The 13723-nt window shown below is 66.9% G+C and carries 14 protein-coding genes and 2 tRNA genes; 7 read left to right on the forward strand and 9 right to left on the reverse strand.

Translation table 11 applies throughout. The annotated features are described in order from the left end of the window. From OCT48_RS10705 to trkA, 3 genes are read left to right on the forward strand one after another with little or no spacing between them, the layout of a single operon-like run. Entirely contained in the window at positions 1–1995 is a 1995-nt protein-coding gene (locus OCT48_RS10705) for an ATP-binding protein (RefSeq protein ID WP_263589150.1), read from the forward strand. Then, entirely contained in the window at positions 1985–2698 is a 714-nt protein-coding gene (locus OCT48_RS10710; protein WP_263589151.1) for a response regulator, read from the forward strand. Before OCT48_RS10705 ends, OCT48_RS10710 begins: the two co-directional genes overlap by 11 nt. Beyond that, positions 2695–4068 (forward strand): Trk system potassium transporter TrkA, encoded by a 1374-nt coding sequence (gene trkA, locus OCT48_RS10715; protein ID WP_263589152.1) that lies wholly within the window; start codon positions 2695–2697, stop codon positions 4066–4068. Before OCT48_RS10710 ends, trkA begins: the two co-directional genes overlap by 4 nt. A 48-nt stretch (positions 4069–4116) precedes the next feature. Here the strand turns inward: trkA and upp are convergent, their stop codons facing one another. The 6 genes from upp to OCT48_RS10745 form a co-directional block, all read right to left on the reverse strand. Next, entirely contained in the window at positions 4117–4746 is a 630-nt protein-coding gene (gene upp, locus OCT48_RS10720; protein WP_263589153.1) for a uracil phosphoribosyltransferase, read from the reverse strand. Between the two features lie 140 nt (positions 4747–4886). Beyond that, positions 4887–5570 carry a uracil-DNA glycosylase gene (gene ung, locus OCT48_RS10725; RefSeq protein WP_263589154.1) on the reverse strand — a complete coding sequence of 228 codons (684 nt, stop codon included), beginning with the start codon at positions 5568–5570 and terminating at the stop codon, positions 4887–4889. A gap of 3 nt (positions 5571–5573) precedes the next feature. Beyond that, positions 5574–6053 carry a xanthine phosphoribosyltransferase gene (gene gpt / locus OCT48_RS10730; RefSeq protein ID WP_126486002.1) on the reverse strand — a complete coding sequence of 160 codons (480 nt, stop codon included), beginning with the start codon at positions 6051–6053 and terminating at the stop codon, positions 5574–5576. A 7-nt stretch (positions 6054–6060) separates the two neighbouring features. After that, positions 6061–6606 carry an adenine phosphoribosyltransferase gene (locus OCT48_RS10735; RefSeq protein WP_263589155.1) on the reverse strand — a complete coding sequence of 182 codons (546 nt, stop codon included), beginning with the start codon at positions 6604–6606 and terminating at the stop codon, positions 6061–6063. A 22-nt stretch (positions 6607–6628) separates the two neighbouring features. Then, entirely contained in the window at positions 6629–7933 is a 1305-nt protein-coding gene (locus OCT48_RS10740) for an NCS2 family permease (protein WP_263589156.1), read from the reverse strand. 174 nt (positions 7934–8107) lie between these two features. After that, the gene (locus OCT48_RS10745) at positions 8108–8737 is read right to left on the reverse strand and encodes a riboflavin synthase subunit alpha (protein ID WP_263589157.1); all 630 of its coding nucleotides are present in this window, start codon (positions 8735–8737) and stop codon (positions 8108–8110) included. 474 nt (positions 8738–9211) lie between these two features. Between OCT48_RS10745 and OCT48_RS10750 the strand changes: the two genes are divergently transcribed. The 4 genes from OCT48_RS10750 (at position 9212) to OCT48_RS10765 (ending at position 12516) form a co-directional block, all read left to right on the forward strand. Next, positions 9212–10270 carry a methionine ABC transporter ATP-binding protein gene (locus tag OCT48_RS10750; RefSeq protein WP_263589158.1) on the forward strand — a complete coding sequence of 353 codons (1059 nt, stop codon included), beginning with the start codon at positions 9212–9214 and terminating at the stop codon, positions 10268–10270. After that, positions 10251–10904, forward strand: a complete 654-nt coding sequence (locus OCT48_RS10755) for a methionine ABC transporter permease (protein ID WP_263589159.1) — start codon at positions 10251–10253, stop codon at positions 10902–10904. The genes OCT48_RS10750 and OCT48_RS10755 overlap by 20 nt, the downstream gene beginning before the upstream one ends. A 99-nt stretch (positions 10905–11003) precedes the next feature. Next, positions 11004–11798: a MetQ/NlpA family ABC transporter substrate-binding protein gene (locus tag OCT48_RS10760; RefSeq protein WP_263589160.1), complete on the forward strand. Its 795-nt coding sequence runs from the start codon at positions 11004–11006 to the stop codon at positions 11796–11798. Between the two features lie 250 nt (positions 11799–12048). Continuing rightward, entirely contained in the window at positions 12049–12516 is a 468-nt protein-coding gene (locus tag OCT48_RS10765; protein WP_263589161.1) for a GAF domain-containing protein, read from the forward strand. A 30-nt stretch (positions 12517–12546) separates the two neighbouring features. Here OCT48_RS10765 and OCT48_RS10770 read toward each other — a convergent pair whose 3' ends face one another. The 3 genes from OCT48_RS10770 to OCT48_RS10780 all read right to left on the reverse strand — a co-directional run bounded on the left by OCT48_RS10770 (position 12547) and on the right by OCT48_RS10780 (position 13671). Beyond that, positions 12547–13194: a dienelactone hydrolase family protein gene (locus OCT48_RS10770; RefSeq protein WP_263589162.1), complete on the reverse strand. Its 648-nt coding sequence runs from the start codon at positions 13192–13194 to the stop codon at positions 12547–12549. Positions 13195–13491: 297 nt separating this feature from the next. Beyond that, positions 13492–13568: transfer RNA gene (locus OCT48_RS10775), tRNA-Val, on the reverse strand. A gap of 26 nt (positions 13569–13594) precedes the next feature. Further along, a tRNA-Val gene (locus OCT48_RS10780) sits at positions 13595–13671 on the reverse strand. Positions 13672–13723: the final 52 nt, after the last annotated feature.

The following is a 13723-nucleotide window of genomic DNA, read 5'->3' on the forward strand; positions in this document are numbered from 1 at the left end:
ATGGCCAGCACGATGCTCGAAAAACGGGATCACCCGGCGAGTGACCTGACGGAAGGCCCGTCCCCGGTATCGCTGCTGGTGGCCTTGAGCGGCGGCGCCCAGGACAGCGACCTGGTGCGGGCCGCCCACCGGATGGCCGAGCGAGATCAGCTGCGCTGGCGAGCCGTCCATGTGCAGCCGGCCCGAGATGACAGTGCCCGCCGGCTTCGGGTGGAGAAAGGCTTCGCCCTGGCGACCCGACTGGGCGGTGAAACCCGTTGGCTACAGGGTGAGGGATGGGCGGAGGCACTGCTCGACTACGCGGAGAGCCAGAAGGTTCGCACCCTGATCATGGGCCGGTCGCGCCCCTCCGGCTGGCGTTTCTGGCGGCATTCCCTGCCCGACCGACTGGCCCGGCGGGAAGGCAGCTTCGACCTGGTCGTCATGTCCGGGGGTGGCGTACGCGAGCGTTGGCGCCCCCGAGCCCGCTGGCAGGCCTTGCGATGGCAGGAGCCCGTCATCGCCATCGGGACCACGCTGGTCGCGCTGGGGGTGTCCTGGGGCCTGGAGGCCTGGCTGGAGCTGGCCAACCTGTCGCTTCTCTTCCTCGGCGCCGTCCTGGCCAGCGCCACCCTGGCGGGAACGCGGGCGGCCATGGCCAGCGCCATCCTCGGCTTCCTGGCCTTCAACTTCTTCTTCACTCGGCCGCGATTCTCGCTCGTCGTGGGGGAGCAGGAACAGCTGCTGACGGTCACCTTCTTCCTGCTGGTGGCCATCGTGGTCGGCAAGCTGGCCGGCAGCGGGCGGCAGCGGCTGGTGGCGCTGAGGGCGAACCGTGAACACACCCACCGATTGCTGCAGTATGCCCGGGCGCTATCGATCGCGACCGACTGGGGGCAGGTACGCCGGGTGGGGGTCTCCACCCTGGAGCGCTGGCTCGCGGTGCCGGTGGTCTTCCTGGAAGCCGATGCCCCGAGAGCGCCCCTGACCATCCGTGAATCGCTGCCCGAGGGGGTGACTCTGGATCAGGCGGCGGACGACGCCGTCCAGCAGTGTCGCCAGACACGGCAGGCCTGCGGTTTCGACACGGGTGAGCAGAGCGAGCTGCCTTGGCGCTTTATCCCCCTCCACGAGCATGGCCGGCTGCTCGGCGTGGTCGGCCTGAAGCTGGCCGTGCTGCAGCCCTCTCCCACCACCGACCAGGAGGCGCTGATCGACGCCCTGATCCGGCAACTGGCGATGGCCCTGCAACGCACCCGCCTCGTCGACGAGCTGAGCGCGTCGCGGCTATCGGAGGAGAATGAGCGCCTGCGCTCGGCGCTGCTCTCCTCCGTGTCGCATGACCTGAGAACGCCCTTGTCCTCGATCATCGGCTCGGCCAGCGCGTTGCGTGACCTCGATGAACAGCTGGGGGATGACGACAAGCGCGAATTGCTCGACAGCATCCTGAGCGAGAGTGAGCGCCTGGACCGGTATATCCAGAACCTGCTGGACATGACCCGGCTGGGACAGGGCCAGCTCAGGATCGAACGCGACTGGATCTCGCTGGATGACCTGGTCGGTTCGGCCCTCCAGCGTCTCGCCCCCTCGCTCGAGGCACTGTCGGTGGCGCGTGACTGGCCTGGAGACCTGCCCTTGCTGCATGTCCATCCGGCGTTGATCGAGCAGGCCCTGGTCAACATCATCGACAACGCGGCGCGCTATTCCCCGCCGGGGGGCAGGATCGCGATCCACGGGGAGCACTCCGCGGACCGCGACTGGTTGACCCTGCGCATCACGGATCAAGGGCCGGGGATCGACCCGCAACAGCGAGATGCCGTTTTCGACATGTTCGTCACCGGTGGCGAAGGCGACCGCGGGCGGCGTGGCAGTGGCCTGGGACTGGCCATCTGTCGAGGCATGATAGGGGCGCATGGTGGCTCGGTGACCGCGCTGCCCGGTCCGGATGGCCAGGGCACCACCATCGAGGTCTGCCTCCCGCTGTCGGCGCATGAGGAGAGCCCCGATGCCGAGTGAATGCCCCCGGGTCCTGGTGATCGACGACGAGCCCCAGATTCGCCGCTTCCTGCGGATCAGCCTGGGTTCCCAGGGTTTCGAGGTCATCGAGGCATCATCGGGCAGCATGGGGCTCGGCCGGGCGGAGGCGGGCGGTGTCGATCTGGTGTTGCTGGATCTGGGGCTGCCGGACATGGACGGCCAGACCCTTCTGGAGTCCCTCCGGCGGCACAGCGATGTGCCGGTGATCATCCTGTCGGTCAGGGAACAGGAAGATGAGAAGGTGCGGGCCCTGGACAACGGGGCCAACGACTACGTCACCAAGCCGTTCGGGATTCGTGAGCTACTGGCACGTATCCGCGCGGTACTCAGACGCCATCAGATTGCCGCCTCCGCGCCCGAGATGTCGCGTTACCGGCATGGGGGCGTCGCCATCGACCTCGAGAGCCGGCAGGTACTGCTCGATGGCGCCGTGGTGCACTTGACCCCCAAGGAATACGCCGTGCTCGCCCATCTGGTCCGCCATGCCGGCCGCGTGGTGACCCAGACGCAGTTGCTGCGCGAGATCTGGGGGCCCGTGCATGCCCATGACACCCATTATCTGCGGATCGTGATCAGCAAGCTGCGCCACAAGCTTGGTGATGACCCCCAGTCTCCGGCCTTGTTGCAGACCGAAGCCGGCGTCGGGTACCGCCTTCTTACCGCCTCGGGAGAGGACGCATGAAGATCATCATCCTCGGTGCCGGTCAGGTCGGCGGGACCCTGGCCGAACACCTGGCCCATGAAGAGAACGACATCACGGTCGTCGATACCAATGGGGCGCGCCTGCGGGAGTTGCACACGCGGCTCGATATCCGCACCGTGCAAGGGGTCGCTTCCTACCCCGCGGTGCTGCGCCAGGCGGGCTGCGAGGATGCCGACCTGATGATCGCGGTGACCAATAGCGACGAGGTGAACATGATCGCCTGTCAGGTCGCCTATACGCTGTTTCGCACTCCCACCAAGATCGCCCGGGTCCGCTCGAGCGCCTACCTGACCCGCAAGGGGCTGTTCGCCCATGAGGCGGTGCCCATCGATGTCCTGATCAGCCCCGAGCAGGTGGTCACCGACCACATCCGCCGGATGATCCAGTATCCGGGCGCCCTGCAGGTGCTGGAGTTCGCCGGCGGCCTGGTCCAGTTGGTCGCTATCAAGGCGGTCTTCGGCGGGGCCCTGGTGGGACAGGACCTGAGCTTCCTGCGGCGCCACCTACCGAACGTGGATACCCGGGTGGCGGCCATCTACCGGCAGAATCGGCCGCTCATCCCCCGTGGCGATACCATCATCGAGGCCGATGACGAGGTCTTCTTCATCGCCGCCCGGCGCGACCTCCGCACGGTCACCAACGAGCTGAGTCGTCGCCATGAGGACTTCAGCCGGGTCATCATCGCCGGCGGCGGCAACATCGGCGAGCGCCTCGCGGAGCACCTGGAGCACGACTACCAGGTCAAGATCATCGAGCGCGACCTCGAGCGTTGTGCCCAGCTGTCCGAACGCCTCGATCGAACGGTGGTGCTGCACGGGACCGCGACCAGCAAGCGAGTGCTCGAGGAGGAAAACATCGAAGGGTGCGACATCTTCTGTGCGCTCACCAACGACGATGAGGTCAACATCATGTCCTCGCTGCTGGCCAAGCGCATGGGCGCCAGCAACGTGCTCACCCTGATCAACAACGCGGCCTATGTGGATCTGGTTCAGGGTGGTGAGATCGACATCGCCATTTCGCCCCAGCAGGCCACCATCAGCAGCCTGTTGACGCATGTGCGCCGCGGCGACATCGTCAACGTCCACTCGCTGCGTCGCGGGGCCGCCGAAGCCATCGAGGCTGTCGCCCACGGTGATGCCCATTCCTCCAGGGTCGTCGGGCGTGCCATCGGCGCCATCGACCTGCCCAAGGGGACCACCATCGGGGCGGTCGTGCGCGGCGAGGAGGTGCTGATCGCCCATGACGACGTGGTGGTCGAGTCCGGTGACCACGTGATCCTGTTCGTCATCGATAAGCGCCGATTACGGGAAGTGGAACGACTCTTTCAGGTTGGCTTGAGCTTTTTCTGAAGGCTGGCCGGCCGGCGCGAGGCCGGCTGGCCGGGAAGACGGAACGCCTCAGCGGGTGCCGAAGATCTTGTCTCCCGCATCGCCGAGACCCGGCACGATATAGCCGTTCTCGTCGAGGTGATCGTCCACGGCGGCGGTGTAGATCTCGATATCCGGGTAGGAGGCCTGCACGCGCTGGATGCCCTCCGGGGCGGCCACCAGCACGATCACCTTCATGTGCTTGCAGCCCCGGTCGCGGAGCATGTCGAGGGTCGCCACCATGGTGCCGCCGGTGGCCAGCATCGGGTCGATGACGATGGCCATGCGCTCGTCCAGATCCCCCGCGAACTTGGAGAAATAAGGCACCGGCTCGAGGGTCTCCTCGTCGCGGTACAGGCCCACCACGCTGATCCGAGCGCTGGGAATCAGGTCGGTCACGCCCTCGAGCATGCCCAGGCCGGCGCGCAGGATCGGCACGATGGTGACCTTCTTGCCCTTGAGCTGCTGCACGGGGATCGGCTCGCCGCTCCAGCCGGGAATCTCCTGGGTCTCCAGTTCGAGGTCCTGGGTCGCCTCGTAGGTGAGCAGCTTGGCCACCTCGCCGGCCAGTTCACGAAAACTCTTGGTGCTGATGCCGGCTTCGCGCATCAGACCCAGCTTGTGCTGGACCAGGGGGTGCTGGATGGCATGAACGCTCATGGCGGACCTCTTCGGCGGGGGTTGGATCGATCCTTCGTCACATGCCGGGCATGTGCCAATTGGGAAATATTCTAACCGCATCCCGCCGCGAGGTTAAGCTGGCCGAGACCCGCCGCAGGGCTATCGCAGTTGGGTCTCGGTCACGGAGTCTCGGGCAGCTGCCAGTCGATCGGCGAGCGGCCATGCTCGACCAGGAAGGCGTTGGCCCGGGAGAAGTGATGGTTGCCGAAGAAGCCGCGGTGGGCGGAGAGCGGCGAGGGATGCGGAGACTCCAGCACCAGGTGCCGGCGGGTATCCACCAGGGCCTTCTTCTGGCGGGCATGGCTGCCCCAGAGCAGGAAGACCGAGGGACCGGCGTGCTCGTTGACCGCGGCGATGGCGCGGTCGGTGAAGGTCTCCCAGCCCTTGCCCCGGTGGGACCCGGCATTGCCCTGCTCCACCGTCAACGAGGTGTTGAGCAGCAGCACGCCCTGCCGGGCCCAGCTCTCCAGGTAGCCGTGGTTCACCGGGCGGAAGCCCACGTCCGCGGCCAGCTCCTTGTAGATGTTGACCAGCGAGGGCGGGATTCGCACCTCGGGGCGCACCGAGAAGCACAGGCCATGGGCCTGGTTCGGGCCGTGATAGGGATCCTGGCCGAGGATCACCACCTTGACCTGGTCCAGCGGCGTCAGCTCGAAGGCCCGGAACCAGTTCGAGGAGTGCGGATAGATGACCTTGCGGGCGGCCTTCTCGGCGGCCAGGAAGTCGCGCAGCGCCTGCATGTAGGGCGCCTCGAACTCGTCACCCAGCCACTGCTGCCAGCTGTCGGGAAGCGGACAACCCATGGCTCAGCGCTTGACCTGGTCGGCCAGGGGCTCGACATAGGCCACGCCCATGTCCCAGGGGAACTGGATCCAGCAGTCCTGGGCCACCTCGGTGAGGTACTGGTCGACCAGCGGCCGGCCCTCCGGCTTGGCATAGACGGTCACGAAGTGCGCCTTGGGCAGCATCTCGCGCACCTTGCGGGCCGTCTTTCCGGTGTCGACCAGGTCGTCGACCAGCAGCCAGCCGTCGCCGTCGTGATCGACGCCCTTCATGACCTCGAGACCGCCCTGCTCCATGCCCTCGTAGCTCTTGATGCAGACGGTGTCGATCAGCCGCACGTTGAGCTCACGGGCGATCAGCGCCGCGGGGATCAGCCCGCCCCGGGTGATGGCGACGATGCCCTTGAAGTCGCGCTCGACCAGGCGATGACAGAGCTCGCGGACGTCCCGGTGCAGCTGATCCCAGGAGACGGTGAAATGCTGGTGGTAGCGGTGGGTGCTCATCGGGTTGTCACTCGTCCTCGGTGAAGGAGCAGACGGAGAAGACACCGAAGCCTGCCTCGCGGATCTTGTCGGCGCCGCCGAGATCCGGCAGGTCGACGACGGCCGCGGTCTCCACCACCTGGCCGCCGGTACGGGTGATCAGCTTGGCCGCGGCCAGCATGGTCCCGCCGGTGGCGATCAGGTCATCGACCACCAGGATGCGATCTCCCGCGCGGAAGGCATCGGAATGCAACTCCACCTCGGCTTCGCCGTACTCCAGGGTATAGGTCTCGCTGATGGTCTTGAACGGCAGCTTGCCCTTCTTGCGCACCGGCACGAAGCTGCAGCCCAGCTCGTAGGCCAGCGGCGCGCCGACGATGAAGCCCCGGGCATCGATGGCGGCGACGGCGTCGATGTCCATCTCCTGGTAGCGGTGCACGAAGCTGTCGATCAGCTTGCGAAAGGCGGCGCTGTTCTGCAGCAGCGGCGTGATGTCGCGGAAGTTGACCCCCGGCTGCGGCCAGTCGGGGACGGTGCGGATCACGGACTTGATGTAGTCGCCGTAGATGCTCATCGGGATTCTCGGTTGGTCAGTGTCAGTCGAGGAACAGGAACTTGCCGGCAAAGATCAGCGCCAGCACCACCACGGCCGGGTTCAGGTCGCGAAAGCGCCCGGACAGGGTCTTGATGGCCGCGTAGCTGATGAAGCCCAGCGCGATACCCTCGGCGATGGAAAAGGTCAGCGGCATGGCCAGGGCGGAGATCAGCACCGGGGCGGCCTCGGTGGCGTCATCCCAGTCGGCATGGGTCAGGCTGCCGGTCATCAGCACCGCCACGTACAGCAGGGCGCCGGCCGTCGCGAAGGCGGGGATGGAGCCGGCCAGCGGCGAGAAGAACAGGCTGATCAGGAACAGCACGGCCACCACCACGGCGGTCAGGCCGGTGCGCCCGCCGGAGACGATGCCGGCGGTGGACTCGATGTAGCTGGTCGTGGTGGAGGTGCCGAGCGCCGCCCCCGCCATGGAGGCGCCACTGTCGGCCATCATGGCCCGGCCGAGGCGCGGCAGCTTGCCCTGTTCGTCGAGCAGGCCGCCACGATGGGCCACGCCGATCAGGGTCCCGGAGGTGTCGAACAGGTCGACGAACAGGAAGGCGAAGACCACGCTGAACATGGCGATATCGAAGGCGCCGGCCAGATCCAGTTGCATGAGGGTCGGGGCGATCGACGGCGGCAGGGACATCACCCCGGCGAACTCGTTGTGGCCCAGGATCATCGCCAGGAAAGTGATGCCGAGGATGCCGATCATCACCGCGCCGGTGATGCGCAGGTAGGCCAGGGCCGTGATCACGAAGAAGCCGAGCAGCGCATAGAGGGCCGGGGGCTCGGAGAGGTCGCCGAGCGCCACGTAGGTGGACGGATTGGCCACCACGATGCCGGCGTTCTGCAGGGCGATCATCGCCAGGAACAGGCCGATGCCCGCGGCGATCCCCATGCGCAGCGACATGGGGATCGAGTTGATGATCCACTCGCGGATGCGGAAGATGCTGAGCAGGAAGAAGGTGAAGCCGGAGAGGAAGACCGCGCCGAGCGCCGCCTCCCAGCTGTACCCCATGCCGAGCACCACGCCGTAGGTGAAGAAGGCGTTGAGGCCCATGCCCGGCGCCAGGGCGATGGGATAGTTGGCCCACAGCCCCATGATCAGGCAGCCGATGGCGGACGCCACGCAGGTGGCCACGAACACCGCACCGTAGTCCATCCCCGACTCCGAGAGGATGCTCGGGTTGACGAAGATGATGTAGGCCATCGTCAGGAAGGTGGTGATCCCGGCGATGACCTCGGTCTTGATGTCGGTGCCGTGCTCGGTGAGCGCGAAGTGATTATCCAGAAGGCGTTTCAGCATGGGATTCGTCCTGCGGGGGGACGTCGCGTCCGGGTGCGAGAAAAGCCGCACATGGTAGCGGATGGCGTCCCGGGATGCGAGACGCCGGCGCGCAAGCGGTGCGGCGAGACTCCCTGATATATAAGTGACTTCCGGGGGCGACGCCAGCCGCGCCGCCAACGCAGCCTGAACGCCTCAGGCGCCGCGGGCGGCCAGCACCCGCTCCACGGTCTCGACGATGGCCTGGGTCTGGGGATCGATCTCGATATTGACGTGATCGCCCGGCACCCGATCCACCAGCACGGTCCGCGCCAGGGTCTCGGGAATCAGGTCGACGCAGAAGCGCGGGCCGTGCCCGGCCGTCGCCTGGCGCACCTCGCCGATGGTCAGGCTGGCCCCGTCCACCCCGATGTAGCCCTTGTCGAACAGGAAGCGCCCCAGGGCGTGGGGCAGCTCGAACCACAGGCGCCGGTTGTTGGGCGCCTCGTCGAGCTCCATCAGCTCGGCCATGGCCATGACATGGCCGGACATGGCATGGCCGCCGATCTCGTCGCCGAAGCGGGCGGCGCGCTCGAGGTTGACCCGGTCGCCCACTGCGAGCTCGCCCAGGTTGGTCACCCTCAGGGTCTCGCGCATCAGATCGAAGCTCACGCGTTCGCCGTCGATGCCGGTGACGGTCAGGCAGACCCCGTTATGGGCCACCGAGGCGCCGATCTCGAGGCCCTCGCTCAGCGCCGGGGACAAGGCCAGCACATGGGTGCGGAACGCCTCCGCTTCCTGGATGGCGACCACCTCGGCGGTGTCCTGCACGATGCCGGTAAACATGCCCTCTCCTCTCGTCGCGGGGCCGCCGGGGAAGGCGGCCGGGAAAGCCGATAGTGTAGGGAAGCCCTGGCCACCGCGTCCATGCCGGCGCGTGCCGACCCGCGCCGCCCGGCCGGGCGGGGCCGCCCGACCTCCGCGCGGCCTCCGATGGCGACCGCAGGCGCCCTGATCAGAAATTCTTGCTGCTTTCTTCGCTTTTACAGTGAAATTTGCCAGCCAATCGCGTCTTGAGGCTCAACATGCCCCAGGGCGTTTGACATACGCTTGTTCGAGACCTAGGATTGTCGGCTACATTTTGAAGGCGCCGATTTGTACCCGGATTGCGGGCGCCGACGTCGCGGGGCCTCGTGTCTCACGGCGTGAAGTGCAGCTAAAAGGGTGTGTCCAGCGTTGATGGCCACCCGTCAGGGTGGCCTTTTTTTGCCCGCTCGCCTGCTCGCCCGCGCCGGTCCCGGCGCCACCTCGGTGGCCCAGATGATTCGACTGCAAAACGTTTCCAAGACCTATTTCAGCAAGGGCAAAGGCGCCGGCGCCAGGGGCGTCGAGGCACTGAAGGCGGTCGACCTGCATGTGCCCAAGGGCCAGATCCATGGCGTGATCGGCCTGTCCGGGGCCGGCAAGTCGACCCTGATCCGCTGCGTCAACCTGCTCGAGCGCCCCACCACCGGCAGCGTGACGGTGGATGGCCAGGAGCTCACCGGCCTCAGCGGCGACGCCCTCAACCAGGCGCGCCATCGCATCGGCATGATCTTCCAGCACTTCAACCTGCTGACCTCGCGCACCGTCTTCGCCAACGTCGCCCTGCCCCTGGAGCTGATGGGCATGAAGAAGGCCGAGATCGCCGAGCGGGTCACCCCGCTGCTGGAACTGGTCGGGCTGGCCGACAAGGCGCGCCAGTACCCCGCCCAGCTCTCCGGCGGCCAGAAGCAACGGGTGGCCATCGCCCGGGCATTGGCCAGCCGGCCGCGGGTGCTGCTGTGCGACGAGGCCACCTCGGCGCTGGACCCGCACACCACCGGCTCGATCCTGGAGCTGCTGCGCGATATCAACCAGCAGCTCGGCCTGACGATCCTGCTGATCACCCACGAGATGGAGGTGGTCAAGTCGATCTGCCACCGGGTCAGCCTGATCTCCGGCGGCGAGCTGGTCGAGGAGGCCGAGGTCGGCGACTTCTTCACCGCCCCGCGCACCCGGCTGGGCCGCGACTTCCTCAACGACTTCCTCGAGCTCGAGCCGCCCCGGGCGCTGATCGAACGCCTGGAGGCCGAACCCGGGGCGCACAGCCACCCGGTGGTGCGCCTGGCCTTCTCCGGGGATGCCGTCTCCACGCCGCTGATCTCGCGGCTGGCCCGGGAGTGCGGCGTCGACGTCAGCATCCTCCAGGCCAAGGTGGAGTCCATCCAGGATCGCACCCTGGGGCTGATGATCGCCGAACTGATGGGCGACGCGGCGGATACCCGCCGCGCCCTGAGCTATCTGGAAACCCACGACCTGCAGGTGGAGGTGCTCGGCCATGTCCAGCGCGATGATTGAACTGATCCTCGAGGCCACCCTCGACACCCTCTACATGGTGGCAGTCTCGGGGCTGATCGCCGCCCTGCTGGGCATCCCGCTGGGCGTGATGCTCTACGTCACCCGCCCCCGGCAGATCCTCGCCCAGCCGGCCCTCAATGGTACGCTGGGCGTGATCACCAACATCGGTCGCTCGGTGCCCTTCATCATCCTGATGGTGGCGATCATCCCCTTCACCCGGGCGCTGGTCGGCTCCTCCATCGGCACCAATGCCGCCGTGGTGCCGCTGACCATCGCCGCAATCCCCTTCATCGCTCGCCTGGTCGAGGGCGCCCTGAACGAGATCCCGCCGGGCCTGGTCGAAGCGGCACAGTCCATGGGCGCCACGCCCTGGCAGATCATCGCCAAGGTGCTGCTGCCCGAGGCCCGGGGCGGCATCTTCACCGCCCTGACGGTGACCATCGTCACGCTGGTCAGCTACTCTGCCATGGCCGGCGCGGTGGGCGGCGGCGGCCTCGGCGACCTGGGCATCCGCTACGGCTACAACCGCTTCAACCCCACCATCATGCTGATCACCGTGGTGATCCTGGTGGTGCTGGTGCAGGGCTTCCAGAGCCTGGGGGATTACCTGGTGCGGAAGAGCGACCACAAGTGATTCGATCGTACTGATAACGCAATAGCATTACACATCGACTGCTTATTCCATTAAAATCGCGAGCAATCCATCACCACAGCTCGCTTGGGAGACAATGACATGCGCAATGCCCTGATCGGCACCCTCGCCGCCTCGGCCCTGACGCTGGCCATCGGCCAGGCCAATGCCGACGAGCACAGCATCAAGGTCGGCACCGTGGCCGGCCCCGAGACCGACGTCATGCAGGTGGCGGTCGACATCGCCGAGCGCGAGTATGGCCTGGAGGTCGAGCTCGTCGAGTTCACCGACTACGTGACGCCCAATGCCGCCCTTGCCGATGGCAGCCTGGACGCCAACGCCTACCAGCACGAGCCCTACATGCAGTCCATGGTCGAGGATCGCGGCTACGACTTCGCCATCGCCGGTCGCACTTTCGTCTATCCGATCGGCGCCTATTCCGAGAAGTACGACAGCCTCGAGGAACTGCCGGACGGGGCCACCATCGCCCTGCCCAACGACCCGACCAACGAGGGCCGTTCACTGATCCTGCTCCACAACAAGGGCCTGATCACCCTCGACGACCCAAGCAACCTGCAAGCCACCCCGCTGGACATCGTCGAGAACCCGCACAACTTCGACTTCCGCGAGATAGAGGCCGCCCAGCTGCCCCGCGTCCTGCCCGACGTGGACATGGCGTTCATCAACAACACCTTCGCCCAGCCGGCCGGCCTGAGCCTGGACGACGCCCTGGTGAGCGAGGGGCCGGAATCGCCCTACGTGAACATCATCGCGGTGCGCGCGGGCGACGAGGATCGCGAGGCCATCCAGCAGCTGGTCGACGCCTACCAGCGCGACGAGGTCGCCGCCAAGGCCGAGGAGCTATTCAAGGGCGCGGCGGTCCCCGGCTGGAAATGAGGGTAAACGGATATGCTATTGCGCTCGACGACCCACATGGAGGTGGGAAGTGCGTTGGTTCGTCGGGAACGAACCTAGCCATCCTGGCCGCCGGCAGTGCTCGCTCTCCTCATGTAGCAGGCTACACTCCGGGAGCTGCGCTCCGGCGGCGACCAGCCTCTCTTCGCTCATAACGCATATCCGAATTACCCTCTTCGACAAAAACTCCGGGGCCGGCTCCACGCCGGCCCCGTTCGTTGAAGGAAACGATATGACCAAGCCCACCCCCGACTACGCCTTGCTCGCGCGCCAGCTCGATGCCCTGCTCGATGACCGGGACTGGCTGACCAACAGTGCCCAGACCTGCGCCTTTCTGATGCAGGAACTGCCGGCGCTCAACTGGGTCGGCTTCTACCTGCACCGCGAGCCCGAGATGCTGGGTCTCGGCCCCTTCCAGGGCAAGCCGGCCTGCCACCCCATCCCCTTCAGCAAGGGCGTCTGCGGCGCCGCGGCGCGCACCCGCGAGACCCAGCGCATCGATGACGTCCACGCCATCGCCGACCATATCGCCTGCGACAGCGCCTCCAACGCCGAACTGGTGGTGCCGGTGGTAGTCGACGACCGCCTGTGGGGCGTGCTGGATCTCGACAGCCCGCAGCGAGGTCGCTTCACCCCGGCCGATCAGGCCGGCATCGAGCGGCTGGTTCAGGTCTTCGTCGCCAACACCGACCTGACCTGACCTGACACCCACCTCCCCCAGTCCAGGGGATCAGAGGCACTCGAGCAACCAGCGGGCGGCATGTTCCTGCACCGCTTCCAGGGTACCCGGCTCCTCGAAGAGATGGGTCGCGCCGGGCACCACCACCAGCTCACAGCGCCCCGGAATACCCTGGCGCGCCTGCTCGTTGAGCCGCAACACCGTCGGGTCGTTCTCGCCGACCAGCAGCAGCGTCGGCGCGCGCACCGCCGCCAGTTGGTCGCCGGCGAGGTCGACTCGCCCACCGCGGGAAACCACCGCCCGCACCTGTTCCGGCCTCGCCGCGGCGGCGATCAGCGCCGCCGCCGCCCCCGTGCTTGCCCCGAACAGCCCGATGCCCAGGCTGCGGGTCTCGCTCGCCCGGCTGACGCGGTCCACGGCACCGATCAGCCGCCGCGAGATCAGGTCGATATCGAAGCGAAGCGCCCGGGTACGCTCATCGATGATGTTCTCGTCCGGCGTGAGCAGGTCGAAGAGCAGCGCCGCCAGGCCCTGATCGGCCAGGAAGCGTGCCACCTGCTGGTTGCGGGGGCTGAGCCGGCTGCTGCCACTGCCATGGGCGAAGACGACGAGGCCCTTCGGCTGCTCCGGCATCAGCAGGTCGCCCTCCAGCGCGGCATCGTCCAGCGCCAGCTCGAAGAGGTGATGGGAGACCGCCATGAGGCACCTCCTGCAATCGCGGAATCGACCGGCCCGGCGAAGTGGCCGGCCCGGATCGGCGAAGCATCGCAAAATGCCCTCGTCCTCCTTGAAAGCTAGCTCTCGGCGACCGGAGGGTTCAAACGGCATGACGGTTGAATAGGATGGTGCCCAGGCAGGGGAAGCGTCTCCGCCATACGGCTGAGCGCCGTCATCAGGAACATGCTCCCGGTGCCCGTGGGCTCGCGCCCTGGCGGCGAGCGGCCCTAACGCAAGACGCCCCCAAGGTGCGGTGGACCTTGGGGGCGTCTCGGGATCTGGTAGGACCAAGCGGATTTGAACCGCTGACCTCCACGATGTCAACGTGGCGCTCTAACCAACTGAGCTATGGTCCTGCAACGGAAGGTCGTCTGGGAAGCGCTGGTAGGACCAGGCGGATTTGAACCGCCGACCTCCACGATGTCAACGTGGCGCTCTAACCAACTGAGCTATGGTCCTACGTACCCCGGCGGCATTCGCCGTGACAACGGTTGCGTATTCTACTGGGCCG

This window comes from Halomonas sp. M4R1S46 (assembly GCF_025725685.1).
GTDB lineage: Bacteria > Pseudomonadota > Gammaproteobacteria > Pseudomonadales > Halomonadaceae > Halomonas.